The organism is Celerinatantimonas sediminis (genome assembly GCF_046054195.1).
Taxonomy (GTDB): domain Bacteria; phylum Pseudomonadota; class Gammaproteobacteria; order Enterobacterales; family Celerinatantimonadaceae; genus Celerinatantimonas.
The window spans coordinates 71,602-96,736 of sequence record NZ_JBEQCS010000017.1 but is presented as its reverse complement, the minus strand read 5'-3'; the positions used below and the strand labels follow the sequence as shown (position 1 = coordinate 96,736).

Below are 25,135 nucleotides of genomic sequence, written 5' to 3'. Positions count from 1 at the left end.
AATTATGTTGGCCGTAATTGCTCAAGTACATCTACAAACGCCGTTATCTCTGAAAGCTGCGTATCCTTACCAAAGGATGCTCGAAAAAACTGAGCGGCTTTTTCTGCGCTATATCCCAAAGCTTTAAGCGTTGGGGAAATCTCATCAAGACCGACCCGACACGCACTTCCAGTGGCAATACAAACGCCATGACGATTGCTCTCTAGCATAACATATTGCCCTTGCAGACCTTGATAAAAAGCCCCAAAAATTCCCGGCAAGATTGCCCCGCGCTTGTCATCAAAGAGCTCTATGGGTAACTCGCGCGAGCGGATCTGCGTGACAAGCTGCGCTCGCAAATTTTGAAGATGCGCGTTAATTTTCTCGCGCTTGGGCCATAGTTGCTCACACGATGCTACAAATGCGCCAATCAGTGGCGCATTAAGAGTCCCCGGATAAAAGCCATGCTGCTGATGATTACCCGAGTAAACGCTCTGCCAAGGCACATTTTTAGAAAAAGAGACGACTCCAACCCCTTTGGGAGCATATACTTTGTGCCCTGCCAAAGTAATCGCATCGGCACCTAACTTAGTATGTGAAACATCAAGCTTGGAAAAGCTCTGCACTGCATCGCAATGCACTGTGATACCAGAGCGTTTTAAGATTGGGCAAAGCCGCGCCAATGGCTGAATGATGCCGGTTTCTGAATTAACATGTTGAATACTGACCAACCCCGTTTCTTCACGCAGCGCATTGCTCAGACACTGCTCATCAATCTCGCCACTGGCATTCGGCGCAATACTTTCAACCCAAAAACCCTGCTCACGAAGCATCTGGGCGGCACTAAATACTGACGAGTGTTCCATCTGACTCATAAGAATATGGTTTTTATTCTTTGGCAGCGCTTTAGCTAGCGAGAGCAACGCATAGATATTGGAGTGCGAGCCACTATCGGTAAAAAACACCTCGTCACTGGTAGTATCAAGCAATTGAGCCAAATAGCGTTTGGCATAACTCACGACGGCATCCGTCTGAGTGCCAAGATCATGTAAACTGCTGGCATTGGCAAAATAGTGACGGCTTAACTGCGAAAAAGCCTCAAGAGCTTCCTCACTAACGGGCGTTGACGCCGCATAATCTAAGTAAATCAAAGCGATAACTCATAGTTAAATAAATCTCGTTGAGATTATCCTAGGGCTATGACATTCTATGTGTCAAGACACATGTAAACACATAGAATTATGTCAACTCGTATCATTGTTATTGGTTCCGGGATTGCCGCCTTGTCACTGGCCGCACATGCATCTGATGATTGTGAAATCATTATTCTGACTAAGACAACCACCGATGATAGTAACTCCATGCTTGCTCAGGGTGGAATCGCCACTTCCTATTTGCCGGATGATTCTATTGAGCAACATTTACACGATACGCTTGAGGCTGGCGCCGGACATAACGACCAAGTAGCATCAGAGGCGATTATCCGTGAGGGCAAAGCCATCGTGCTCGAGCTTTTAAAGCGTGGCTGTCCTTTTGATAAAACCCCTTCGATGCAACCAAGACTGGGTAAAGAAGGTGCTCATTCGCAAAACCGGATCTTTCATGCGGGCGGCGATCAAACCGGCCGGATTTTAGTGCAATATTTGCTCAAACAGTTGCCTAAAAATGTTCAGCTAATTCAATCAGCACAAGTACTGGAACTGGTTAAAAGCGCCGATAACAAGCGTTGTATCGGGGCTATTTATAAACAAAGTGATGGACAACTGATCACACTTAAAGCCGATGCCGTGGTGCTTTCAACTGGCGGCTGCGGACAGCTTTATCCGGTGACAACCAATAATAAGACACTCACCGGCGATGGCTTGATGATGGCCTATCGTGCAGGCGCAGCGCTGGTTGATCTCGAATTTACCCAGTTTCATCCCACCTTGCTGATAAACCAGCAGCACGTATTCGGGTTAGTCTCTGAAGCCGTTCGAGGTCAGGGAGCTACTTTAGAAGATGAGCATGGCCGCGCAGTCATGGCTGGCATTCATCCAATGGCTGATCTGGCGCCTCGTGATGTGGTTGCAAGGGTTTTGCAGCGAGAAGCGCAAAGTGGCCACCAAATCTATCTAAATATTCGCCCGGTTCAACATTTTCGGGATCACTTCCCGACCATTAGTAAATTATGCGATACGGCCCAAATTGATTTAGATACCGGCAAAATTCCAGTTTCGCCTGGAATGCATTTCCTAATGGGCGGCATCAAAGTCGATGAAAATTCCCAAAGCTCGCTTCCCGGTCTTTATGCCATTGGCGAAGTCGCCTGCACCGGGTTGCACGGCGCCAATCGACTCGCTAGCAATTCGTTATTAGAAGGATTAGTCACGGGCAAACGCGTGGCAATGGCACTTAGCCATGCCCAAATAACACAGATGCCGAGCGTGCAGTCATCGCCTTCACTTACCATTGAAGTGCCCACGCTCAGTTTACCAACACTACAAAACTGGCTTAACGAAGCATTGGCAATTGAGCGCAGCAGCGAGGGACTCACCGCCCTTAGAGACAAGTTAGCGCATGTCGATTGCCAAATCACTCACTACCGAAATGCTTGCAGCAAGCAGATAGAAATAGCCAATGCTTGGGCTCTTGCCAAACTCATTACTCAATCAGCGCTGCTTCGTGACGAAAGTCGCGGCAGCCATTATCGAAAAGACAGTCCGAAACGTTGCGATAGCAAGTGGCAGGGCAAACAAATCGTCCACCAGCTTGGACGCGTCAGTATTATCGAAAATCCAAGGATCATAAACTCATGCACGACTTCCAACTTCGCACACTGTTAAGTCAGTTTTTTCAGGAAGATATTGGCTTTGGCGATCTTTCTGCTGAAGCTATCTTTGCCAATGAGCATGCCACCGGCACCATTATCGCCAAACAGCCGGGCATTTTTTGCGCAAGCAGTTTGATTACACAAGGCTATCAGCTTCTGAGCGAGCAGATTAATGTCACAACATTGGTTAACGATGGCGAGCCGCTCAAAAAAGGCGATGTCATTGCCAAAATTGAAGGGCCCGTGCGCGAAATATTAACCGGAGAGCGGGTGATCCTCAATTTAATCCAACATATGTCAGGGATTGCTACGGCTACCGCGCATGCGGTCCAAGTCCTTGATGATCCGAACATTCGCATCTGTGATACACGCAAAACCACCCCAGGGCTTCGAATGTTAGACAAATATGCGGTGAAATCTGGCGGCGGTAGTAATCACCGCTTTGGTTTAGATGATGGCGTCATGATTAAAGACAATCACATCGCAGCTTGTGGCTCAATTGCCAATGCGATGGCGCGAGTTCGCAAAGCAGTTGGGCACATGGTGAAAATTGAAGTGGAAATTGAAACCCGCCAACAGCTTGAAGAGGCCATTGCAGCCAAAGCAGATGTCATAATGTTCGACAACTGCTCGCCCGAGACTGTCAGAGAATTTCGCGCTCTCACCCCGGCAAACATCATCACCGAAGCATCGGGTGGAATTACTCTGGAAAACTTAGCTGAATTTCGCCACAGCGGCGTGGATATGATCTCGCTGGGTTATTTAACCCACTCAGTTAAAGCGCTGGATATCAGCTTAGATATATAGGTTGTAAGGAATTTTTCATGGCTATTTTAGATCTTATTGAAAACCCAGAAATAATGCCACAAGGCTACAAAGCGCTCAGTCAAACGCAAATGGTAGAGCGAGTCTGGCAGATTAAAGAATCATTTGGCGATAAACTCTTTTTGCCCGCGCACCATTACCAAAAAGATGAAGTAATCCAGTTTGCCGATGCGATTGGCGACTCCTTGCAACTGGCGCAAATTGCAGCCAAAAATACTCAAGCAGATTACATCGTCTTTTGTGGCGTGCACTTTATGGCTGAAACCGCTGATATGCTCACCAAAGCCAATCAGAGTGTGATACTGCCTGATATGCGAGCAGGTTGTACCATGGCGGATATGGCAAACTTAACGCAATTAGAAAACGCTTGGCAGAGCCTTGAGTCACAACTTGGACAAACCATTTTGCCCCTGACCTACGTCAACTCTACCGCTGAGATTAAGGCCTTTGTTGGTCGCCATGGCGGAGCGACCGTAACCTCATCAAATGCCAAACGGATTTTAAGCTGGGCACTTGAACAACAACAGCGCGTGTTGTTTCTGCCCGATCAACATCTGGGCCGCAATAGCGCCTTTGATTTAGGCGTTGCACTGGATGAAATGGCGATTTTTAGCCCCGAACACAACCAACTGCTTGGCTCACCTGATGTATCGAAACTAAAAATTATTCTCTGGCAGGGGCACTGCTCCGTCCATGAGAAGTTCACCGTACAAAATATTCAGCAAATTCGCCAAAGTAGTCCAAAGACCAAGATTATCGTTCATCCAGAGTGCAGCCACGAGGTCGTGACCGCCGCTGATTTTGCAGGTTCCACAAAATACATTATTGATGTGCTAAATGAAGCAGAACCAAATAGTCAATGGGCGGTAGGGACTGAGATGAATCTGGTAAATCGCCTGATTAGCCAGCATCCAGACAAACAAATCTGTTCGCTGAACCCAAATATGTGTCCATGTTTAACGATGAATCGAATCGACCTGCCACACCTGCTATTTGCGCTGGAAAGCTTAGTCAACAAAGCGCCAATTGGCGTGATTAAAGTCGATGAGCCAACCACTACTGATGCGATAAAAGCTCTGGAGCGGATGTTAACGATTTAAAACACGCTGCGTTAATCAATCGTATCTAAATAAACATAAGCATGCTAAAAATAGGTCAAACTCACTTACTTGGGAAAAACCATGTTCATTGTTTCACTGACCTATAAATGTGAAGTTAGCGAGATTGAAAAACAGCTCAAGGCCCACATCGAATTTTTAGATAAATATTATCAAAGTGGTGTCTTTATCGCATCAGGACGCAAAGTGCCGCGAACGGGCGGCATTATTATGGCCAGATGCGAGAGTAAAGCAGCTCTTGAGAGCATTCTGGCTGAGGACCCATTTGCCAGCCACCAGCTAGCTGATTATGAAATCATTGAATTTGCAGCGTCAAAATTCATCTCTGAGCTAGCTGCTCTTGGAAAATAAAATATTCTTTATTCCTCAAGCTATTGAAAAATGGCTTATTTAGTCCTAATCAACATTATTATTTATGATTTTATCATAACCGACTTTACATTCTGAACAGTGTTCATTAAACTCTTTTCAAACACTAATTGAACAGTGTTCATAACCTTCAATTGAACACTGCTTAGTTTTACTTCAGGAGAGAATAATGGCTCGACGCAACGACCACAGTCGTGAACAACTCAAAGAACTGGCGCTGATTGCTGGTGAACAGCTGATTGACGAACAAGGACTCAGCGCACTATCCACGCGAAAAATCGCCAATCAAATTGGTTATTCAGTTGGGACACTCTATCTGATTTTTAATAACTTGGATGACTTGTGCTGGCACATCAATGCCCGCAGCATGGCAAAACTGGACGAACAATTAAGCGCTAATATTGGCTCTGAAAAAGCGCAAGATCCGTGTAAAACATTGCAAATCATCGCCTACAGTTATCTTGATTTTGCCTCTCGTTGGCCAAACCGCTGGGCATTGATGTTTGAACATCACACCAGCGATGAGGTGAGCTCTCCACAATGGCTTGATGAAGCCATCGAAAAACTCTTTTTGTACGTCAGCCAGCCGCTGCGCGCGCTAAACCCAAGTGCCAGTGATGCATCCCTCACACTTGCGACACGTTCCTTGTGGTGTGCCATGCATGGGATTGCCGCGCTAAATTCACAAGGGAAACTGTTTTTAACTGGCATTGGCCGTGAACCATTGGTCAACGACCTACTAACCCGTTATCTCTCAAGCTGGCAGCAGGAGACATTCGCATGAAAAGCTTAATTCGCTCGAAGGGATTTGCCGCCTATATTGTGGTGGCTTTTCTCAACGCCTTTGTCGATCTGGGCCATAAAATTATCATTCAAAATACGTTATTTAAAAGCTTTGATGGCAGCGTTCAAATTGAGCTCACTGCAATTGTCAATGCACTGATTTTGTTGCCGTTTATTTTACTATTTACCCCTGCGGGCTTTATTAGTGATCGCTTTAAAAAGCAGCGCGTCATGCAGCTAAGTTCAGCCGCCTGTGTGCTCATCACGGTGCTTATCACTTGGTGTTATTACCAAGGTCATTTTATCGGCGCATTTATCCTGACTTTTTTATTGGCTTTGCAAAGCGCCATCTACTCACCCGCTAAATACGGTTATATCCGCGATCTAATTGGCGTTGAGCGGCTAAGCGAGGGCAATGGTTGGATTCAAGCGGTAACAATGGTTGCCATTTTAGGCTCGATAGTGATGTTTTCAGCGTTGTTTGAATCCCTACTCCCAGCTGCCGCAAGTTATACGCCTACCGATGTTTTACATTATGTTGCGCCACTGGGGTGGGCGTTAGTGGCTCTGGCAAGCTTTGAGTTTCTAACCTCTTTAACCCTTAAAGACACGCAAACCCACGTTCGCCCCCAGCCATTTAACTGGCAAAAATATGCCAAAGGCCAGACTCTTCGAGCCAATTTACGCCTGCTTGCGAGTAACAAAGCCATTTGGCAGTCCGTGCTTGGTCTGACATTATTTTGGGCTTTATCACAGGTGATGCTGGCAGTCTTTCCAGCCTATGGCAAAGCGTATCTGGGCATTGATAATACCTTTGTTTTACAAGGCATTATGGCCCTTTCTGGCATTGGTATCATCGTCGGTTCAATGCTTGCAAACAAAGTCTCACGCGAGCAGATTAATTTGGCCCTGATCCCAGTTGGCATTGCAGGCGTGGCGCTTGGATTAGTGGCATTGGTACAAACGCAATCACTGACTATGCTCGGTGGGGAATTTTTTATCATCGGCATGTGTGGGGCCCTATTTTGTGTGCCGCTAAATGCACTGGTGCAATTTAACGCCAAAGAGAGCCAACTTGGCTCAGTACTGGCGGGCAATAATTTTATCCAAAATATCGGCATGCTGGCATTTTTAGCCTTAACCGTGCTTTTTTCACTGTTTGAATTCAACATGAGTTACCTGCTCTGGGCATTGGCCGTTCTGGCAGTTGTTGCCACTGTGGTCGCCATCATTGTCCTGCCAGAGGCGCTATTAAAAACATTGGTTAGCGCGTTGCTTGGAAGAAAATATCGACTCAAAGTTTTAGGACTTAAAAACTTACAGCAAGATCAACAGGGCATATTGCTGCTGGGAAATCACATCAGTTGGCTCGATTGGGCGATGATCCAGATGGCTTGCCCTCGTCATATTCACTTTGTCATGGACCGTAGTATCTACCAGCGTTGGTACTGCAAATGGTTCTTCGATTTATACAAAGTCATTCCTATTTCTGGAACGCAAAGTCGCGACGCGATGACTCAGATAAGCGAGCTTTTAAATCAGGGCGAAGTTGTTTGTCTATTTCCCGAAGGGGCGATTAGCCACCTCGGTCAGCTAGGCGAATTTAAGCGCGGCTATGAAAAAGCTTGTGAAAACGCATCGGGCGTCATTATCCCTTTCTACCTGCGTGGACTTTGGGGCAGTACTTTTTCACGCTCATCAGAAAAGCTAACCAAACTTCGCTCACAAGGATTAAAGCGCGATGTAGTCATCGCTTTCGGTCAGCCTTTGTCCATACAAACCAAAGCCGATGAGCTCAAGCAACATGTTTTTGACTTATCTGTATCAACTTGGAATGAGTACGCCGATACATTAGAGCCTATCGCTCAATCGTGGATTCAAACAGCAAAAGCCAAACCAACCGACTGGGCGTTGGTCGATAGCAAAGGCGAGCCACAATCCCATCAACGCTTGTTAACAATGAGCGCCTTGATGCACAGACAAATTAAACGATTACCAGGGCAAAATTTAGCACTGTTAGTGCCGACCTCAGTCCCTGGGCTCGTTGCGAATATGGCAGGCTTAATGGCGGGTAAAACAATCGTTAACATTAACTACACGAGTGCTAAATCAGCGCAAATGAACGCTCTGGAACAAGCGCAAATACAAAGTGTTGTCACCTCTCGAATGTTTATCAAAAAATTACAAAAACGTGGGGTGGATTGCGAGCAATTGCTAGCCGATAAAGAAGTTTTATATCTCGAAGATTTTGCTAAAAACGTGCGCAAATCAAGCGCCTTCATGACAGCCCTGATGGCCAAAATTCTGCCAACCAGCGCGCTAAAATTGCTCTGGTGTCCGCCGGTTAGTTTAGATGATAGCGCCGCAATTTTGTTTTCATCAGGTAGTGAAGGCGCCCCCAAAGGGGTGATGTTAAGCCATCGCAATATCATGGCCAATATGCGCCAAGTCTCAGATGTCTTAAATGTACAAAGCCAAGATCGAGTGATGGCCACACTGCCGCTATTTCATGCGTTTGGTTTAACCGTCACAGGCCTAATGCCGATGATTGAAGGCATTCCTGCGGTGTGTCATCCCGACCCAACCGATGGCCTTAATATTGCCAAAGCCATCACGAAATATCAGGCGACTATTATGTGCGCGACCTCTACCTTCTTGCGCTTATATATTCGCAATCGGCGAATTCATCCGCTGATGTTACAAAGCTTACGAGCGGTGGTCAGTGGCGCCGAAAAACTCGACCCACAGGTTCGTAATGAGTTTGCTCAGCGCTTTGGAAAAACAGTTTTGGAAGGCTACGGAACCACTGAAACAACCCCAGTTGCCAGTGTCAATCTGCCCGGCTATATCGACCCAGAGACGGCGCAAGTTCAAGAAGCGGCTCGCCAAGGAAGTGTTGGAATGGCGCTACCGGGTACAACATTTAGGATTGTTGAGCCAAATACACTTGAGCCACTTTCAACTGGTGAAGATGGACTTATCTTAATTGGCGGGGCCCAAATTATGAAAGGCTATCTGAATAACCCTGAGAAAACCGCTGAAGTAATTGTCGAATTAGATGGGCTGCGCTGGTATAAAACCGGCGATAAAGGTCACTTAGATGAAGATGGTTATCTGCACATTGTCGATCGTTACTCACGCTTTGCCAAACTTGCCGGTGAAATGGTTAGCCTTGGCGCTATCGAGCAACAGGTAAAAACCATTATGAATGAGCCTTACCTTGGCATTATTGCAGTGAATCTGCCCGATGAGAAAAAAGGCGAGAAAGTCGTTTTACTGACCACTAGTGAGATGACTCCAGAACAATTTCGCGCCCAACTGATTGAGCATAAAATGCCAGCGTTAATGGTTCCATCAGAAATTATTCAAGTGGATGAACTGCCGATTTTAGGTAGTGGTAAAGTAGACTTTAAAGCCGCTAAACAGCTGGCGTTAGCCAATCGCTAAGCTAATGCGCTACATGAAACGCTCATGTAGCGCTTGCCTAGCACACCTTTGCGCTTACAATGTTGCTCTTAGGTCAATAAGGGATGATTATGCCAATGACAGATGAACTCATGCATCTTTTAGATAAAGCTCACGGCTTTGCCAAAAACGATGAACCCATCATTGCTTTTAGTATTCAACCGCAGCAAACCGTACTGATGAGTCAGGCGTTTGCTAAATCTGCGCCAAATATCACCCTTGAGATTGGCTATGAAAATATCGCAAAGCAGTATTTTCACCATGAGCCTCCCACTGCCGATGAACTAGAATACGCAATCAACACCATTGAAGATGAAATTGCTAAAGTCACTCATCAGGTGCCCAGCGGTTTATTTGTTTGCCAAGATAAAGCTATCATCCATTTAGCAAAATTAAGCGGGGTAACGACAGAGCCCATGCAACTGCCACGTACTCAATTAGAATCGCTGTTTAGTCAGTATGCTGAAATTATTACTGGCCGCCCGGCACGCGAGCGTGATGGTGAAACCGATGTTTCGGCGATATTTTATGCGCGCTTATTGATTTTAAGAGAGATGATGCACCATCTTAAATTTAGCCAGCTATTGTGCCTTGGCTGATGAAAACTCCACCTAAAATCAGGTGGAGTTTTAACACTTATTCTTATTCATCCCATTGCGGGGCAAAATCAGGATTGGCTAAGCGTTCTGCTCGCTCAAGAGTGCCAATGCGTTGCATTTCCTGACCACTAAGTTTTACTAGCCGAGCTTCAAGGTTAGAAGCTAAATGTTCCGGTTTGGTTGAGGAAGGAATAGTGATTAAACCTTGTTGCAATTGCCATGCAATGGCAACTGATGCAGCGCTAGTGTGATGCGCTTGGGCTATTTCTTGCAGCAAGGGGTCATCATTGACTTTCCCCACTGCCAACGGCATATAACCGGTGATGCGAATATCGTTTTGGCGGCAATGCTCAACCAACTTACGATTTTGCAAGTATGGATGCACTTCAATCTGATTGGTCAGAATATTGCCCGCGCCGACAATACTCAGCGCTTGATCAATCTGCGCTGTCGTAAAATTAGAAACCCCAATATTGCGCGTTAAACCCTGCTCTCGAACTCGAGCAAGCTCAGTTAAATACTCCTGCATGGGAACATTGCCCGACTCGTCCGGCCAATGCACCAGCAAAAGATCAACCTCGCTGACCTGCAGTTTTTCTAAACTTTCTTTAACACTGGGGATAAAACGCTCTTTAGGATAATTATCCATCCACACTTTGGTGGTCAAAAAGATATCATCCCGCTCAACATGGCTGTCAGCAATTGCTTGGCCAACCTGTTCTTCATTTCGATAAGCCTGCGCCGTATCAATATGGCGGAATCCAACTTCTAGCGCCATTTTGACTGAATTATAGGCATCATTGCCTTTCAGGCGAAAAGTACCAGCTCCAAGTGATGGAATCGTATTCATAGCAACTCCCATTGGTTGGTGAATGGTTAGGGCGATTTAAATCGGCCCGTCATCGTTAGATCAGGATAAAACGTTACAGGGGGACAATGCAAATGGGTTGATTTAAAGGACATCTAATTGCGATGCCAGCTCAATGAGCCCTGGATGATGGTTATTACGCCGATATAAAAACAGTAATTCGGATGGCGCAAGCTCATCTTTAAGCTGAAAATAACAAACTTTAGCAAAGTTTTGCGAAACCATGCATTGGGGAATAATTGCAGCGCCTAAACCAATTGCAACCATTGCCAAAGCGGCATTCACCGAAACCACAGATTGTTGATAACGCGGGACAAATCCGGCTTTATCGCATGCAGCGATAATCGCGCCAGTTAACCCGGTACCGGGTGGATCTTCAATTAAGATAAACGGCAGCTCAGATAAATCACTTAAACTAAGAGGCTCCGATAAACCTTGCGCCAATGCTTGTGGCAAAGCACAAATAAGCGGTTGTTTGGCAATGACCATTTTACAAAAACGGCTAGAAAGAGGAATCGGGCCACGAATGATGGCGCAATCAAGTTCAGAGGTTTCCAACATGGAGAGCTGCGTCTGAACATTCGCCTCTTGTAGCCTTAAGACGCCTTGATGATTTTGCTCAAATAAACGCAATTGCTCAAGCAAAGTCTCGGACATTAATGCCGAACCGACATAGCCAACATGTACTGCAGAAAATTCATCACCTTCAGGAGCTATCAGCGCTTCAGCTTTTTGATAGTGCGCCAACGCTTGACGAGCCAGTGGATAAAAACGCGCCCCTTCGCTGGTCAGTGAAACCTTACGGGAGCTTCTGACCAATAACTGCTTGTTCAGTTCGCGCTCTAATTTGCGGATTTGCTGACTCAGCGCAGGCTGAGAGAGATGCAACAACGCTGCTGCGCGGCCAAAGTGCAATTCGCTGGCCAGAGTAACAAATGATTCAAGTTGGCGAAAATTCATATGGTCCTTCCCTCCCAAGGCAGGACCATCATACGCAATCTTTGAGCGTTGTTGCACGCTTTGTTTATTTAAAATCAGGGATAAAGCGTTTTACATCGACCTCTTTAAACTTACTCCTTTGGAAGTTCGCTTTAAGTGCGTATGGCACAGTGCAGTCAAAAATCGCTTTACAGGCAATCCCATGATGACGGCTAGATGGAGTGAAGGCCGGATCAGAAGATGGATCAAGTGGATGACAACGCACCCCAGGAATAAACACGGTGCTTACATCCCCTTGATAACGAGTCGTCATTGCCCACATGACATCGTTCATGTCATAGATATCGACATCTTCATCCACCAACATCACATGTTTAAGCTCAGAGAAGGCCGAAAATGCGAGCAGAGCAGCTTGTCGTTGGCGTCCTTCATCGGCTTCGGTGCGTTTTTTCACCTGTAACACAGCCAAATATTTCCCTGTCCCAGGCGATGGGCAGTGAACGTTTTGCACAAAACCTGGCAGCGCTCGTTCAACCATTTGCAAAATACTTGCTTCAGTTGGAATGCCAGCCATATTGGTGTGCTCATCACTTGGACCAATACAGGTTTGCATAATTGGATGGCGACGGTGCGTAATCGCTTTGACTTTAATCAGTGGAATAGCGGCTTTGGCTTCACCGGTGTAACCTGGAAACTCAGGCATCGCTTTACCGGTATGAGTGTGCTGATCTTCTTGTACGCGAACATCGGGAACCAACTCACCTTCGATAACAATTTCTGCGCGGGCAATCGCTTGCACATCCACGTGTTTACATTGCACCAACTCAACTGGTTTACCTCGTAAACTACCTGCAACACTCAGCTCATCAAACCCAAGTGGCGTTGTTGGTGGCTCAAAGCAAGCTCCAATTTCAATGGCTGGATCAACACCGATGCTAATTGAGATAGGCAGCGCCTTACCCGCAGCTTCGGCTTTTTGACGGAAGGTATCTAAATGCCGACCAGGAACAAAATACATGGAGATTTCATCTTTGCCCTGAATACATAAACGGTGGATGGTTACGTCATGTTCACCCGTTTCCGGGTCAGCGGCATAACACATTCCCAAAGTAAAATAAGGACCGGCATCTTCTTCGGTATTCGTCGGTGCAGGCAGAATTTTTAAGATATCAAAATCAGGATCGCTCGCTTTGTGCACCACTTCTTGGCACGGTGCGTTGGCACTATCAACCACGATCGGCGCAATCGGGTTAGAAACTGAGTCTTTAAGCAAGAATGGCAATTTTTCGGAAGTCGTCCCCAGCAGTTTTGCCACACGTTGACGTGATGATAATAGCCCGATGAGTACGCGCATATCCTGATAGCCTTTAATCTGATTAAAGACCATCGCCGGACCGATTCGAGTGGGTCGCATAACTGTGCCATGGGCACCGACATAGCGATACACCCCAGAAAGTTCAGCCATTGGATCAACTGGTTCATCGGTACTGATAAGCTCTTTTGGATCATCACTTAACAGAGCCAAAGCCGAGCGGATATCGTTCACTTCAATTGATTTATTTTGTTCAGTCATTCATTCACCCTGTGATTACTGAAATATAAAACCATTATCAGCAACCAAAGACTGCGCGGCTAATTGCTTTTACAAAGAAATCGATAAGCATCGGTTATCAATCAATACAAACCAAATGGATTAATTAGTAATAAACTAATCAAGGAAGTTTGAACAAAGTTTATTTAAATGCGATTTAACTAAAAAAATTCGTTACAATTTCTTCTCAATAATCCCCCCTTTTTGATATCTCTTAATCGTTAATAGCAAGGAATAGTTATGTCTAGCGATACCCTAAATGACCCATTAGCCCAGTCGCGTGGCTACCCATATAAGGCTCTAGCAGGCTCAGCGATGGGCTATGCGATGGATGGATTTGATCTACTTATTCTCGGATTTATGCTAAACGCCATCGCCAGTGGCTTAGGATTAACGACCACTCAAGCAGGTTCATTAGTCTCATGGACACTGGTTGGCGCCGTCGCCGGTGGCATTATTTTCGGCGCATTAAGTGACCGTTATGGCCGAGTCAAAGTGCTGACTTGGAGTATCGTACTATTTGCAGTCTTTACCGGCCTTTGTGCTTTTGCTCAAGGCTACTGGGATTTGCTCATTTATCGCACCATTGCCGGGATTGGTTTAGGCGGTGAATTTGGCATCGGGATGGCTCTGGCTGCTGAAGCGTGGCCAGCTCACAAACGGGCTCGCGCATCGTCTTATGTGGCATTAGGATGGCAAGTTGGCGTACTGCTCGGAGCGGTGCTCACCCCGTTACTTTTGCCAAGTATTGGCTGGCGAGGCATGTTTATGGTTGGGATTATTCCTGCATTTTTAGCTTGGTTTATGCGCCGTAAACTCCATGAACCTGAATTATTTGAAAAAAAACAAACCCGCACATCAGCCGCTCAACGTTTTGCATTATTAATTAAAGACCGTAAAACGCGCCGCATTAGCCTTGGCATTGTCATTCTAACCAGTGTTCAAAACTTTGGTTATTACGGCATGATGATCTGGATGCCGAGCTTTTTATCCAAACAACTTGGTTTTAATCTAACTAAATCGTCACTGTGGATGTCAGTCACAATTCTCGGCATGATGAGCGGGATCTGGGTATTTGGTCAGTTAGCCGACCGAATTGGTCGCAAACCTAGCTTTATTTTGTTTCAAGCAGGTGCGGTAGTCATGGTGATTATCTATGCACTGATTAGTCAACCAACGGTCATGTTGATTGCGGGTGCATTTTTAGGAATGTTCGTTAACGGCATGCTCGGCGGCTATGGCGCATTAATGTCGGAGGCTTATCCAACTCAAGCGCGAGCAACTGCACAAAACGTCCTGTTTAATATTGGCCGTGCAGTCGGTAGTTTCGGGCCGTTGGTGATTGGCGCGCTAACGAGTTTGTACTCGTTTCAAATTGCGCTGGCACTACTTGCAGTCATTTACATCATCGATATTTTAGCAACGATGCTGCTCATCCCTGAGTTTAAAGGTAAAGAGCTTTCATAAAAGACAAAGCCAGTCTGAGACTGGCTTTTTCATTAGGATGATTGCGCTGGTGCTAAATGTTTAAGCCAGCGCCGCTCGGCTTTACGGAACAAGCCAATCAGCGAGAATGAAATGCACATGTAGATAATCGCGGCAATCCCAAATGCATCAAACGTCATATAGGTTTGCGAGTTCATATCGCGGGCAATTTTTAAGATATCCGGAACCGTTGCCGTAAACGCCAATGAAGTTGCATGCAGCATTAAGATCACTTCGTTACTATAAGCGGGCATGGCTTTGCGCAAAGCCGATGGAATAATCACGTGGCAATACAATTTCCAGCTAGAAAATCCATATGCATGGGCCGCTTCAATTTCCCCTTTAGGGATAGAGCGAATCGCTCCGGCAAAAATCTCAGTTGTGTACGCGCAGGTATTTAACACCAGCGCTAAAATCGTGCAGCGATAACCACTTCTAAAGAACCAGTTTAAAAATTCGTGACTGCGAATCGCATCTAACGAATACAAGCCAGAATAGATAATTAGCAACTGCACATAAAGCGGCGTACCACGAAAGACATAGGTAAATAACCACACGGGAAACTGCAACCATTTGCGCTCACTCACCCGTGCAATCGATAAACCGATTGAAATGACAAAGCCACACGCTATCGAAATCACCAGCAACCACAGCGTGACCGCAACTCCGGTAAAGTGATATCCATTGGTGTACAGCAACTGCTGCCAATATTGTTGAATCAGATCGATCATAATGATGGTTTTTTCAGTTCAAATTGATAACGACGTTCCAGATACCACAACACGCCATTAGAGAGCGTCGTTAGCAGCAAGTAGATAACCCCAGCCAAAACGGTAAAGAAGAATAAATTATCAGTCCCTTTACCAGCATCTTGGGTCACTTTCACCAAATCAGATAGTCCAATCAGCGAAACCAACGCGGTGGCTTTAAGTGTCACCAGCCAGTTATTAGCAATCCCCGGCAGTGCATGACGCATCATCTGCGGAAATAAGATCAGACGGAAAATTTGCCAGCGGCTAAATCCATAAGCACTTCCCGCTTCGAGCTGACCATTGGGCACCATTAAGAAAGCACCACGAAAAGTTTCGGTAAAATAGGCTCCATAAATAAAGCCGATGGTTAATACACCTGCGGTAAATGGGTCGATTTGTAACGTTGAAAATCCCAGCCAGTCGGTTATCTGGTTCAACCCAATCTGTAAACTATAAAAGATAAGCAACATCAAGACGAGATCAGGAACACCTCGAATAATGGATGTATAAACTTGTGAGATCCCTCGAAACAAGCGATTGCCGAACAATTTACCACAGGCGCTAATTAGCCCCAGAACGACGGCAACAATCACCGAGAGAACAGATAGTTCAATTGTGATCAGCGTACCTTGCCATATCTGATCACCATAATTATAAAACATGCACTATTCCAAATAGCTAAAAAATAATGACTCGCGATAGCTTACCAAGCTTCTTAAAAAATAAAAAACCACAGCCGCTAAAAAGCGGCTATGGATTAAATCGTTTTGCCAGAAAAACGTTAGTTTTTCTCAGGTAAACTCACATCAACATTTTTGAAATATTTTTTCGATAGCTGATGGATAAGCCCTTGAGCTTTCACTTGAGCAATGGCCTTATTGATTCGGCTTAACAGCTCTTTATCACCTTTGCGCAAACCAAACCCAATGCCTGGGCCAAAGATTGCTTCATCATAAACGGGCTTGCCTGCGAAACCATATCCTTTGCCCATCGGTTTATCAAGAAAACCTGCCTGACCAGATGTTGAATTCACCAGTGTGCCATCTAACCGAGAAGAGACCATATCGAAATAAATTTGCGATTGATCTTTATACGGTACAACGTTGACACCATGATTCTGCCAATGTTTCATTGCGTAACTTTCTTGGCTAGAACCTTGTAAAACCCCAATCGTTTTACCCGCCAATGACGCTGCAGTTGGTTGTAAACCCGAATCATTACGAGCAATCAATTGCGATGGTAACTGATAGATGGCGTTAGTAAAAGCAATCACTTTAGCGCGTTGTGGCGTGATATCCATAGCTGAGTTAATGACGTCAAATTTCTTCGCTTTAAGCGCTGGAATTAACGCATCAAATGAGCTTTCAACCCAACTGCATTTCAATTGCGCTTGCTTACAAATAGCGTTGCCTAAATCAATATCAAATCCGACCAACGTACCATCATCGGTTTTACTTTCCATGGGTGGATATTGTGGTTCTACCCCAAACTGAATGCTGGTCTGTTCTGCCAGTGCGCTAACACTGCTCATCAGCGCGAAAACGGCAATAACTAACTGAGTGACTTTCATGGTGCCCTTTCCTTTTAAATGCTCTAAATGCAATTACCACTGAGGTAGCTGCTGAATTTATCGATAACTCGAATGTTTTTATAGTGCGGTTATTATATCGCACCCACTCCTGTTTATGCGAATAAATATTCAAAAGAAAAATATAATTATTTTTAGGTAAATTTTAGCCAATCCACAAATTACGAGCTTGCAAAAGAGCAACTTGCTCAACCATCCACGGGCTAAAAACACCAGGTGTTAGCGCACTTGCTTTTGCTAAAAATTCAGGATTAACCCATTGATAATCAATCACTTCATCATCATTTAAAGCCAGTGGACTAATGGCTCTGGCGACCCAAATGGGGCAATACTCATATTCGACCACACCGCTGGCATCGCGTGCCCAGTAACTATAGTCATCGATTAACAGTTTAGGCTGCGAGATATTCAGTCCCAACTCTTCACGACTGCGACGGATAACAGCGTCACCAATCAACTCATTTGGCGCAGGGTGACCACAGACAGAATTAGTCCACACTCCGGCCCAAGTCTTTTTATTTAAAGCGCGTCGGGTAATCAGTAATTGACCAGAACTGTTTAAAATGTAGCAGGAAAATCCCAGATGCAGTGGCGTTTGCTGATGATGAACATCTATTTTTGCCATCTGCCCGATACTCTGGTGCTGTTCATTTAATAATACGACTTGCTCTGAATACATACTTTTCTCCGACAATCCCCTACTCCTATCGCTGAGTAAGTTTAGTTAATAATGCCAACAGCTGATCCTGATCGCCTAACGACAACTGTTGAAGAAACAACTGATCGACGTATTCCCATTTAGGTTCCAACTCGTTTACCAATTGTTTGCCCTGCTCAGTTAAAAAAACAAAGCGTCGGCGTTTATCGTCAGGGTCAGGTTTTCGATACACCAGTTCGCGCTGCTCTAAACGCCTTAACATCTCAGCGAGAGTGGCTTTAGAGCTTACGGCTGCACTCATCAGTTCAACCTGTTCGATGCCTGGGGCCTCCATTAATGTTCTGAGCACAGCAGCCTGAGGCTTTGTTACATCCGGCATCTCTTTTTGCCAGGTTGCGGTGTGCAGTTGAAACACCTTACGCATGAGGTGGAATATCTCCTGGCTAACAGGTTTACTCATAAGACCTCCTATCTTTCATTTGCTTTTATCCAATTAAGCTACGCCTCTATGCAACATAGACGTTTTCGCCAAGAAGCACATCAAATACATATAAAATTCAATTCATAACAGCTAAAATCCCTATTCATTATCAGGATTTTTATCTGGGCATTGATTTTTACCTCAGCTAGGGTCATAATACTACACAAATCGTTCTTATGCGAACAATATAACAAACGATCATCTTCAATGCTGAAGTCCTCTTGTGAAGAGCTTTATTTGGAATTGATATCTTGAGCGTGGCTTTAACCACAACTTTGGTACAATTATATTGTTCGTACACGAACAATATAAGGAGCGCATTATGAAACTTATTATTGGTATGACCGGAGCTACAGGCGCTCCACTGGCGATAAAATTGCTTGAAGCTTTGCATCAAACACCCGATGTTGAAACGCATTTAGTGATGTCCAAATGGGCTAAAGCAACTTTAGAGCTTGAGACCGACTATCGAGCCAGCCAAATTCGCGAACTAGCTGATGTGGTTTATCGCAGTGAAGATCAGGGTGCGGCCATCTCATCGGGCTCTTTTCTCACCGATGGCATGATCATTATCCCTTGCAGCATGAAGACTCTGGCAGGGATCCGCTTAGGTTATGCCGAAGGGCTGATAGGCCGTGCGGCTGATGTGATTTTAAAAGAGCAGCGCAAACTTGTGTTAGTACCAAGAGAAACGCCGCTGTCAGCCATTCATTTAGACAATATGTTGGCACTTTCCAAAATGGGTGCGGCAATCGTCCCGCCAATGCCCGCTTATTACAACCATCCGCAAACCATTGATGATGTGACAACTCATATCGTGGCGCGGGTACTCGATCAATTCAAGATTGCTTTGCCAGAGGCTAAACGCTGGCAAGGACTCAATCGTTCCTCTGTTGCTAATCAAAAATAAGGGAATTTTTTATGGCTTATGATGATTTACGAAGCTTTTTAAAAGCTTTAGATGAGCACAATCAGCTGCTCAAAATTGAAGAGCAGGTCAAAGCAGAACCCGATATTGCCGCAGCGGCAAATGCTACTGGACGCATTAGTAATCCAGACACCGCACCAGCATTATTTTTTAATAATGTCGAAGGTTTCGACACCCCACAAATTGCGATGAACACGTTAGGCTCTTGGTCTAACCATGCGATTGCCATGGGTCTATCCCCACAAACTGGCACAAAAGCCCAGATTGATGAGTTTATTCGCCGTTGGGATAACTATCCTGTCGCGCCAGAACGCCGCGACAATGCTCCTTGGTCTGAAAACACCGTTGACGGTGATGACATCAACCTATTTGATATTCTGCCTTTGTTCCGTCTGAACGATGGTGATGGTGGCTTTTATCTCGATAAAGCGAGTGTTGTTTCTCGTGACCCAACCGATCCGGATAACTTCGGCAAACAAAACGTTGGGGTCTATCGCATGGAAGTCAAAGGCAAACGCAAACTTGCGTTGCAACCGGTGCCGATGCACGACATCGCTATTCATTTGAATAAAGCTGAAGAGCGCGGTGAAGACCTGCCTATCGCCATTACATTAGGTAACGATCCTATTATTACACTGATGGCTTCGACACCTCTTCGCTACGACCAAAGCGAATATGAAATGGCTGGCGCGCTGCGCGAAAGTCCCTATCCTATCGCCACCGCGCCTTTGACTGGCTTTGATGTGCCATGGGGCAGTGAAGTGGTTATTGAAGGGGTCATTGAAGGTCGTAAACGTGAAATCGAAGGACCGTTTGGTGAGTTTACTGGCCACTATTCAGGCGGCCGCCAGATGACAGTCATTCGCATCGATAAAGTCAGCTATCGCACCAATCCAATCTTTGAATCACTCTATCTTGGCATGCCTTGGACTGAGATTGATTATCTGATTGGACCTGCAACCTGTGTGCCTTTGTATCAGCAACTTAAAGCAGAATTTCCTGAAGTTCAGGCCGTAAATGCAATGTATACACACGGTCTGCTGGCGATTATCTCGACCAAAAAACGCTACGGCGGTTTTGCCAGAGCGGTTGGTTTACGCGCAATGACGACCCCGCATGGCTTGGGCTACGTCAAAATGGTCATTATGGTTGATGAAGATGTCGACCCATTCAACCTGCCTCAGGTGATGTGGGCGATGTCAGCGAAGGTCAACCCGAAAGGCGATCTGGTGCAGCTACCCAATATGTCGGTACTAGAACTTGACCCAGGATCAGAGCCTGCCGGGATCACCGATAAACTGATCATTGATGCCACAACCCCTGTTGCACCAGATGATCGCGGCCACTTTAGCCAACCGGTAAAAGATCTGCCAGAAACAGCCAAGTGGACTGAAAAACTCAACCAGATGCTTGCCGATCGCGCTAAAAATTAAGGAGAACAATTATGATTTGTCCACGTTGTGGTGAAGAACATATTGAAGTGCTGGCCGAATCACCTGTTGAAGGGGTTTGGACGGTTTATCAGTGCCAACACTGCTTGTACACCTGGCGCTCCAGCGAACCGCTGCGTCGTACCAGCCGTGAACACTATCCTGAGCAATTTAAAATGACTCAGGCCGATATCGATAACGCACCAGTGGTGCCTAGCGTGCCACCGCTGCTAAACGAACATGAGTAAGCTTTAGAAGTCTTTGCAGTCATTAAAAAGGCGATTTTGCCGATGCCAGCCAGTATCACTGACTGGCTTTTTTTGTTGCTAAAAAAACCGTCTGCCCATTTTGGATAAGCTTTTAGCCTTATTCACAATCATATGGCGGCTTAACTCTTGAGCCAAAAAAAATCCGATAGCTGCAATAGCCATCGGATTCTAAACACTTAAGTGCTTTATCAGCCAAAGTCTCTTAACTTAAAAGCACTCGTTAAGAGCCTCTTAGCGCCAATTAATGCTGAACGCTGACATCCAATCCACCAAAGTATTCTTTGGACAGTTTAGGAATGATTTTGCCATCTTTTTGAATCGCGCGAATTGCGCTGTTCAACCGTTCTCTTAGTTTGTCATCACCTTTACGTAATCCGTAACCGATACCAACACCTAAGATTTTTTTATCAATGACAGGTTTACCAACGAACTGGAAATCCTTGCCTTCAGGTTTGTCTAAAAAGCCCTGTTGGCCGGCGGTTGACATCACCAACGTCCCGTCCAAACGACCAGAGGTTAAATCTTCATAAACCTGATTTTGGTCTTTATAAGCCACGACATTTACGCCTTTTGGCTGCCAGTGTTTGACCGCATAGATCTGCTGAATAGATGCTTGTAAAACCCCAATATTTTTGCCTTTAAGAGATTTAGCATTAGGCAATAACTTAACACCTTTGTGTACAATCAGTTGGGTTGGAACCTGATAGATAGGAATTGTAAAATCGATCGCTTTAGCACGCTGAGCGGTGATGTTCATAGCCGAGTTAATCACATCAAATTTACGTGCTTTAAGTGCAGGAATGAGGGTATCAAATGCCCCTTCAACCCAACTACATTTCAGATCAGCCTGTTTACAAATCGCATTGCCTAACGCGATATCAAAACCGACCAATTTGCCATCAGGGGCTTTGCTTTCAAATGGAGGATATAAAGCTTCTAAGCCATAACGGATAGAATCTTGTGCCAGCACCTGTTGGGTGACTAACAATCCCATCGCCAAGCCGATAATGTTGCGTAATTTCATAGTTACTCCTGTACCAAGATGGGATATATCCCTTTTGTTTATTATAAAACTCGATGCGCCAGCGCTGGCAGTTTCTGGCGAATTTGCGCTAAGTTCTCTGGATTATACTCAGCAATTGCCATGCCATTACCACTGACACATTCATCGATGATCTCACCCCATGGGTCAATCACCAAACTATGACCAAAGGTCTGTTTGCCACCCGGATGTGTCCCTGTCTGAGCACTGGCCACCAGATAACATTGGTTTTCAATCGCTCGAGCACGCAATAGTGCATGCCAGTGCGCCTGCCCTGTTGGGTAGGTAAATGCAGCCGCCATACTGATTAACTCATAAGCAGGCGCGCTTCGATAAAGCTCTGGAAAACGCAGGTCATAACAAATACTGGCCCGCGCATGGGCAAATCCAAGATCGTAATCAGTGATTTGTCGCCCAGATGCTAAGACGTCAGATTCTTGATAACGCAAGGTGCCATCATCAAAGCCAAAAAGATGGATCTTGTCATAACGGCTTAAGCAATGGCCATCAGGGCCAAACAACAACTGAGAGTTATAAACGTGGTTCGCAATAGGCGAGACAATGGGCAAAGTACCCGCCGCAAGATAAATTTGATGGCGCTCAGCAAGATTGCTCATGGCCTGCTGCAACGGACCATTGCCAAACGGTTCGCCCAAATCGACCCGTTTATTCTCATCTTCACCCATCCAGTAAAAATACTCGGGAAGCACCACATAACGGGCTCCACGACTTGCAGCCTCAGCCACAAGCTCACTGGCTAGTGCTAAATTAGCGGCGACATCATCGCCACTATTAAGCTGCAGCGCCGCAATTAGTGTTGATTGACTCATGCATTGTCCTTAGAAAACTGAACCAAAGCAGCTGCGCCCTGGCGCAATGTTTCATCATCTTTAGCAAATGACAAACGCAGCATTTTCGGATCGTATCCGTTTGAATAAAATGCTGACAGCGGAATCGTAGCCACATGATAATCACGAATTAAACGTAACACGAGATCTTTATCTGACTCGCTGCTTAATGCTTCATAACCTGCCAGCATAAAAAACGAGCCTTGGCTGGGATAAAGCTTAAATTTAGTATCCGCCAGCGCATCGATTAAAAGATCGCGTTTATGCTGATAAAATTCAGCAAGTCCCAGATATGTTTGGGGATCTTGCATATAATCGGCGACCGCATGCTGAAATGGCGTATCAGCCGCATACATTAAAAATTGATGCACTTTACGCACTTCAGCCATAATTTCTTTGGGTGCCAAGCAATAGCCAACACGCCAACCTGTCACATGAAAGGTCTTGCCAAATGAAGAGACAATCACACTACGCTCAGCCAATTGTGGGTGGCGAGCCATACTCATGTGTTTCGCACCATCAAAGATAATATGCTCGTAGACTTCATCAGATAAAATCACGATATTTGTGTTGGCAGTTAATGCCGCCAGTTTATCCAAGTCTTCGCTACTGAGCACTCGCGCCGTCGGATTATGGGGCGAGTTGATGATAATCATCTTGGTTTTAGAATTAATCGCCGCGCTTATCTCATCCCACGGCATCGCAAAATCGGGGGCTTTGAGCTGAATCGGAACCGGTTTACCACCTTGCAGGCGAACATTGGGCACATAAGAGTCAAAAGCTGGCTCAAAATAAATCACTTCATCACCGGGTTGAATGAGCGCCGTAATCGCAGAATAAAGCCCTTCGCTAGCACTGCCCGTAATCGTAATTTCTTCGCTTGGGTCGTAATGGCGCTCATAAAGATGGTTTACTTTGGCACTGAGCAGCTCTTGCAGCGTTTCAATGCCATCTGCTGGAGAATACTGGTTAAACCCATTTTTCATCGCGCGCGTTGCGCCATCAATTAACTTCTCGCTGACCTTAAAATTGGGGGCGCCCTGAGAGAGATTAATTGGTTTGTATTGCTGAACTAATGCACCAATCACACTAAAAATGGTTGTCCCGATATCGGGTAATTTAGATGAAACAGAGATCGCCGACCGCAGTGCCATAATAACTCCTTAGAATAAATAGAAACGCACGCCAACCTCAGTAATATGTATAGATAATCAGAAATTGTGCCGTTTTAGTCATTAAAGCGGGGAATTGTTGTTTTAACAAACAAGTTATGAGCATAATAGCCATGAGAAAAACGCATGGCTATTATTATGACCGCTGACACCCAAAAAAAACGAGTTCCACCCTTTTATGCAATGTATGTTTTTACCATTGCCGCAGAGCATCTGAATCTGACCCGAGCCGCCGACGAGCTGTGTATTACCCAAAGCGCAGTCAGTCGTCAGATTGCCGGATTAGAATCATTTCTGGGCGTTCGCCTATTTAACCGTCACGCTCGCGGGCTAACTTTAACCCCGTACGCTAGCCAGCTGCTTGGCCAATATCGCCAAGCGTTTAGCCAACTGCGCGATGCCCACCAATTGCTAGAACAGACGCAGCAAACACAGATCCGCCTGAAAGCACCAACTTGTGTATTACGCTGGCTTTTACCAGTACTGATGAAAATAGAACAAACCCTTGCCAATTATCAGGTCAACCTGCAAAGCTATCACGATCACAACTTAAGCCCGTTTCAAGATAATGCTGAAGCGGTGATTATCTACACCAACAAATCTGTGCAAGTGCCGCATCTAAGATTGTTCGATGAATACATCATTCCGGTCGCACATCCTAATCTGAACAAACATCATGATCATTGGCTCGACCAAAATTTTACCTTTTTACACCCAACAGAAGATGGCAAAGATTGGCAACTTTGGTTAGAATCCACAGCCTCTAACAATCGACCAAAGCGAAATCAATACTTTCAGACGATGGATTTGGCGATTAATGCGGCCCTTCAGGGATTTGGCGTCACTCTTGCTGACCCTAATCTAATCACTGAAGAGCTCAAAACTGGACGTTTAGTTCAGGTTGATTCGCAATCGGTGCCAACCGGTTTTAGCTACTATTTATTGTTTCCGCATTGGGCTGAAAGTAAATTACGTCCATTTATCAATGCGATAAAGGAACTATCCTGTAGCTAAAAAGTTGCATGATGAAACATTTAACCAGTTAAATCGTTCACACTAGTTACAAATAATTCACTATTGTCACAAAAACTTGCTGCACATCAAACATTTTTCCCGGCTGCGGTGCCAGAATCA

24 protein-coding genes are annotated in these 25,135 nt (G+C 45.4%); 12 read left to right on the top strand and 12 right to left on the bottom strand.

Annotation, left to right across the window (positions count from 1 at the left end; all coding sequences use genetic code 11):
• Nucleotides 1-2: 2 nt before the first annotated feature.
• On the bottom strand, nucleotides 3-1,130 hold the full coding sequence (locus tag ABTQ23_RS16975) for an IscS subfamily cysteine desulfurase (protein WP_408616942.1): 1,128 nt from the start codon (nucleotides 1,128-1,130) through the stop codon (nucleotides 3-5).
• Between the two features lie 90 nt (nucleotides 1,131-1,220).
• Here ABTQ23_RS16975 and nadB point away from each other — a divergent pair, with 90 nt between their 5' ends.
• From nadB to ABTQ23_RS16940, 7 genes are all read left to right on the top strand, one after another.
• Complete coding sequence (gene nadB, locus ABTQ23_RS16970) at nucleotides 1,221-2,804, top strand: L-aspartate oxidase (RefSeq protein WP_408616941.1); 1,584 nt, start codon at nucleotides 1,221-1,223, stop codon at nucleotides 2,802-2,804.
• Nucleotides 2,774-3,598: a carboxylating nicotinate-nucleotide diphosphorylase gene (nadC, locus tag ABTQ23_RS16965; protein WP_408616940.1), complete on the top strand. Its 825-nt coding sequence runs from the start codon at nucleotides 2,774-2,776 to the stop codon at nucleotides 3,596-3,598. Before nadB ends, nadC begins: the two co-directional genes overlap by 31 nt.
• Nucleotides 3,599-3,615: 17 nt before the next feature.
• Nucleotides 3,616-4,716, top strand: a complete 1,101-nt coding sequence (nadA, locus tag ABTQ23_RS16960; protein ID WP_408616939.1) for a quinolinate synthase NadA — start codon at nucleotides 3,616-3,618, stop codon at nucleotides 4,714-4,716.
• Between the two features lie 81 nt (nucleotides 4,717-4,797).
• Nucleotides 4,798-5,085 (top strand): YciI family protein, encoded by a 288-nt coding sequence (locus ABTQ23_RS16955; protein ID WP_408616938.1) that lies wholly within the window; start codon nucleotides 4,798-4,800, stop codon nucleotides 5,083-5,085.
• A 187-nt stretch (nucleotides 5,086-5,272) separates the two neighbouring features.
• Nucleotides 5,273-5,887: a TetR/AcrR family transcriptional regulator gene (locus tag ABTQ23_RS16950; RefSeq protein WP_408616937.1), complete on the top strand. Its 615-nt coding sequence runs from the start codon at nucleotides 5,273-5,275 to the stop codon at nucleotides 5,885-5,887.
• Nucleotides 5,884-9,333, top strand: a complete 3,450-nt coding sequence (locus ABTQ23_RS16945) for an acyl-[ACP]--phospholipid O-acyltransferase (RefSeq protein WP_408616936.1) — start codon at nucleotides 5,884-5,886, stop codon at nucleotides 9,331-9,333. The genes ABTQ23_RS16950 and ABTQ23_RS16945 overlap by 4 nt, the downstream gene beginning before the upstream one ends.
• A gap of 95 nt (nucleotides 9,334-9,428) precedes the next feature.
• Nucleotides 9,429-9,950: a hypothetical protein gene (locus ABTQ23_RS16940; protein WP_408616935.1), complete on the top strand. Its 522-nt coding sequence runs from the start codon at nucleotides 9,429-9,431 to the stop codon at nucleotides 9,948-9,950.
• A gap of 43 nt (nucleotides 9,951-9,993) precedes the next feature.
• Here the strand turns inward: ABTQ23_RS16940 and dkgB are convergent, their stop codons facing one another.
• The 3 genes from dkgB to ABTQ23_RS16925 all read right to left on the bottom strand — a co-directional run bounded on the left by dkgB (nucleotide 9,994) and on the right by ABTQ23_RS16925 (nucleotide 13,330).
• Complete coding sequence (gene dkgB, locus ABTQ23_RS16935; RefSeq protein ID WP_408616934.1) at nucleotides 9,994-10,800, bottom strand: 2,5-didehydrogluconate reductase DkgB; 807 nt, start codon at nucleotides 10,798-10,800, stop codon at nucleotides 9,994-9,996.
• A gap of 102 nt (nucleotides 10,801-10,902) precedes the next feature.
• Complete coding sequence (locus ABTQ23_RS16930) at nucleotides 10,903-11,778, bottom strand: LysR family transcriptional regulator (RefSeq protein WP_408616933.1); 876 nt, start codon at nucleotides 11,776-11,778, stop codon at nucleotides 10,903-10,905.
• A gap of 64 nt (nucleotides 11,779-11,842) precedes the next feature.
• On the bottom strand, nucleotides 11,843-13,330 hold the full coding sequence (locus ABTQ23_RS16925) for a UbiD family decarboxylase (protein ID WP_408616932.1): 1,488 nt from the start codon (nucleotides 13,328-13,330) through the stop codon (nucleotides 11,843-11,845).
• Nucleotides 13,331-13,588: 258 nt separating this feature from the next.
• Between ABTQ23_RS16925 and ABTQ23_RS16920 the strand changes: the two genes are divergently transcribed.
• Nucleotides 13,589-14,815 (top strand): MFS transporter, encoded by a 1,227-nt coding sequence (locus ABTQ23_RS16920; RefSeq protein ID WP_408616931.1) that lies wholly within the window; start codon nucleotides 13,589-13,591, stop codon nucleotides 14,813-14,815.
• Nucleotides 14,816-14,847: 32 nt separating this feature from the next.
• Here ABTQ23_RS16920 and ABTQ23_RS16915 read toward each other — a convergent pair whose 3' ends face one another.
• From ABTQ23_RS16915 to ABTQ23_RS16895, 5 genes are all read right to left on the bottom strand, one after another.
• Entirely contained in the window at nucleotides 14,848-15,564 is a 717-nt protein-coding gene (locus tag ABTQ23_RS16915) for an ABC transporter permease (protein ID WP_408616930.1), read from the bottom strand.
• The gene (locus ABTQ23_RS16910) at nucleotides 15,561-16,247 is read right to left on the bottom strand and encodes an ABC transporter permease (protein WP_408616929.1); all 687 of its coding nucleotides are present in this window, start codon (nucleotides 16,245-16,247) and stop codon (nucleotides 15,561-15,563) included. Before ABTQ23_RS16910 ends, ABTQ23_RS16915 begins: the two co-directional genes overlap by 4 nt.
• Nucleotides 16,248-16,366: 119 nt before the next feature.
• Nucleotides 16,367-17,155: an ABC transporter substrate-binding protein gene (locus tag ABTQ23_RS16905; RefSeq protein WP_408616928.1), complete on the bottom strand. Its 789-nt coding sequence runs from the start codon at nucleotides 17,153-17,155 to the stop codon at nucleotides 16,367-16,369.
• 163 nt (nucleotides 17,156-17,318) lie between these two features.
• Nucleotides 17,319-17,852, bottom strand: coding sequence for an isopentenyl-diphosphate Delta-isomerase (gene idi / locus ABTQ23_RS16900; RefSeq protein ID WP_408616927.1), 534 nt, complete (start codon nucleotides 17,850-17,852; stop codon nucleotides 17,319-17,321).
• 25 nt (nucleotides 17,853-17,877) lie between these two features.
• Entirely contained in the window at nucleotides 17,878-18,291 is a 414-nt protein-coding gene (locus tag ABTQ23_RS16895) for a MarR family winged helix-turn-helix transcriptional regulator (protein ID WP_408616926.1), read from the bottom strand.
• 310 nt (nucleotides 18,292-18,601) lie between these two features.
• Between ABTQ23_RS16895 and ABTQ23_RS16890 the strand changes: the two genes are divergently transcribed.
• Genes ABTQ23_RS16890 through ABTQ23_RS16880 form a run of 3 tightly spaced genes read left to right on the top strand, consistent with a single transcriptional unit; the run spans nucleotide 18,602 to nucleotide 20,918 of the window.
• Nucleotides 18,602-19,222, top strand: a complete 621-nt coding sequence (locus ABTQ23_RS16890) for a non-oxidative hydroxyarylic acid decarboxylases subunit B (RefSeq protein WP_498038937.1) — start codon at nucleotides 18,602-18,604, stop codon at nucleotides 19,220-19,222.
• Nucleotides 19,223-19,233: 11 nt separating this feature from the next.
• On the top strand, nucleotides 19,234-20,673 hold the full coding sequence (locus tag ABTQ23_RS16885) for a non-oxidative hydroxyarylic acid decarboxylases subunit C (protein WP_408616924.1): 1,440 nt from the start codon (nucleotides 19,234-19,236) through the stop codon (nucleotides 20,671-20,673).
• Between the two features lie 11 nt (nucleotides 20,674-20,684).
• Nucleotides 20,685-20,918 (top strand): non-oxidative hydroxyarylic acid decarboxylases subunit D, encoded by a 234-nt coding sequence (locus ABTQ23_RS16880; RefSeq protein WP_408616923.1) that lies wholly within the window; start codon nucleotides 20,685-20,687, stop codon nucleotides 20,916-20,918.
• 262 nt (nucleotides 20,919-21,180) lie between these two features.
• Here ABTQ23_RS16880 and ABTQ23_RS16875 read toward each other — a convergent pair whose 3' ends face one another.
• The 3 genes from ABTQ23_RS16875 to ABTQ23_RS16865 are packed head-to-tail and all read right to left on the bottom strand — an operon-like array spanning nucleotide 21,181 to nucleotide 23,983.
• Nucleotides 21,181-21,963 carry a transporter substrate-binding domain-containing protein gene (locus tag ABTQ23_RS16875; RefSeq protein WP_408616922.1) on the bottom strand — a complete coding sequence of 261 codons (783 nt, stop codon included), beginning with the start codon at nucleotides 21,961-21,963 and terminating at the stop codon, nucleotides 21,181-21,183.
• A gap of 41 nt (nucleotides 21,964-22,004) precedes the next feature.
• On the bottom strand, nucleotides 22,005-22,811 hold the full coding sequence (locus ABTQ23_RS16870) for a carbon-nitrogen hydrolase family protein (RefSeq protein ID WP_408616921.1): 807 nt from the start codon (nucleotides 22,809-22,811) through the stop codon (nucleotides 22,005-22,007).
• A complete protein-coding gene (locus tag ABTQ23_RS16865; protein ID WP_408616920.1) occupies nucleotides 22,808-23,983 on the bottom strand; it encodes a methionine aminotransferase in 1,176 nt (391 codons plus the stop codon). Before ABTQ23_RS16865 ends, ABTQ23_RS16870 begins: the two co-directional genes overlap by 4 nt.
• A gap of 144 nt (nucleotides 23,984-24,127) precedes the next feature.
• Here ABTQ23_RS16865 and ABTQ23_RS16860 point away from each other — a divergent pair, with 144 nt between their 5' ends.
• Nucleotides 24,128-25,015: a LysR family transcriptional regulator gene (locus tag ABTQ23_RS16860; protein WP_408616919.1), complete on the top strand. Its 888-nt coding sequence runs from the start codon at nucleotides 24,128-24,130 to the stop codon at nucleotides 25,013-25,015.
• The last annotated feature ends 120 nt before the right edge of the window (nucleotides 25,016-25,135 follow it).

What these genes read in the sequence shown, in the direction of transcription:
- nadB (WP_408616941.1), top strand. Translation starts at nt 1,221, where the DNA reads ATGTCAACTCGTATCATTGTTATTGGTTCCGGGATTGCCGCCTTGTCA.
- nadC (WP_408616940.1), top strand. Translation starts at nt 2,774, where the DNA reads ATGCACGACTTCCAACTTCGCACACTGTTAAGTCAGTTTTTTCAGGAA.
- nadA (WP_408616939.1), top strand. Translation starts at nt 3,616, where the DNA reads ATGGCTATTTTAGATCTTATTGAAAACCCAGAAATAATGCCACAAGGC.
- ABTQ23_RS16955 (WP_408616938.1), top strand. Translation starts at nt 4,798, where the DNA reads ATGTTCATTGTTTCACTGACCTATAAATGTGAAGTTAGCGAGATTGAA.
- ABTQ23_RS16950 (WP_408616937.1), top strand. Translation starts at nt 5,273, where the DNA reads ATGGCTCGACGCAACGACCACAGTCGTGAACAACTCAAAGAACTGGCG.
- ABTQ23_RS16945 (WP_408616936.1), top strand. Translation starts at nt 5,884, where the DNA reads ATGAAAAGCTTAATTCGCTCGAAGGGATTTGCCGCCTATATTGTGGTG.
- ABTQ23_RS16940 (WP_408616935.1), top strand. Translation starts at nt 9,429, where the DNA reads ATGACAGATGAACTCATGCATCTTTTAGATAAAGCTCACGGCTTTGCC.
- dkgB (WP_408616934.1), bottom strand. Translation starts at nt 10,800, where the DNA reads ATGAATACGATTCCATCACTTGGAGCTGGTACTTTTCGCCTGAAAGGC.
- ABTQ23_RS16930 (WP_408616933.1), bottom strand. Translation starts at nt 11,778, where the DNA reads ATGAATTTTCGCCAACTTGAATCATTTGTTACTCTGGCCAGCGAATTG.
- ABTQ23_RS16925 (WP_408616932.1), bottom strand. Translation starts at nt 13,330, where the DNA reads ATGACTGAACAAAATAAATCAATTGAAGTGAACGATATCCGCTCGGCT.
- ABTQ23_RS16920 (WP_408616931.1), top strand. Translation starts at nt 13,589, where the DNA reads ATGTCTAGCGATACCCTAAATGACCCATTAGCCCAGTCGCGTGGCTAC.
- ABTQ23_RS16915 (WP_408616930.1), bottom strand. Translation starts at nt 15,564, where the DNA reads ATGATCGATCTGATTCAACAATATTGGCAGCAGTTGCTGTACACCAAT.
- ABTQ23_RS16910 (WP_408616929.1), bottom strand. Translation starts at nt 16,247, where the DNA reads ATGTTTTATAATTATGGTGATCAGATATGGCAAGGTACGCTGATCACA.
- ABTQ23_RS16905 (WP_408616928.1), bottom strand. Translation starts at nt 17,155, where the DNA reads ATGAAAGTCACTCAGTTAGTTATTGCCGTTTTCGCGCTGATGAGCAGT.
- idi (WP_408616927.1), bottom strand. Translation starts at nt 17,852, where the DNA reads ATGTATTCAGAGCAAGTCGTATTATTAAATGAACAGCACCAGAGTATC.
- ABTQ23_RS16895 (WP_408616926.1), bottom strand. Translation starts at nt 18,291, where the DNA reads ATGAGTAAACCTGTTAGCCAGGAGATATTCCACCTCATGCGTAAGGTG.
- ABTQ23_RS16885 (WP_408616924.1), top strand. Translation starts at nt 19,234, where the DNA reads ATGGCTTATGATGATTTACGAAGCTTTTTAAAAGCTTTAGATGAGCAC.
- ABTQ23_RS16880 (WP_408616923.1), top strand. Translation starts at nt 20,685, where the DNA reads ATGATTTGTCCACGTTGTGGTGAAGAACATATTGAAGTGCTGGCCGAA.
- ABTQ23_RS16875 (WP_408616922.1), bottom strand. Translation starts at nt 21,963, where the DNA reads ATGAAATTACGCAACATTATCGGCTTGGCGATGGGATTGTTAGTCACC.
- ABTQ23_RS16870 (WP_408616921.1), bottom strand. Translation starts at nt 22,811, where the DNA reads ATGAGTCAATCAACACTAATTGCGGCGCTGCAGCTTAATAGTGGCGAT.
- ABTQ23_RS16865 (WP_408616920.1), bottom strand. Translation starts at nt 23,983, where the DNA reads ATGGCACTGCGGTCGGCGATCTCTGTTTCATCTAAATTACCCGATATC.
- ABTQ23_RS16860 (WP_408616919.1), top strand. Translation starts at nt 24,128, where the DNA reads ATGGCTATTATTATGACCGCTGACACCCAAAAAAAACGAGTTCCACCC.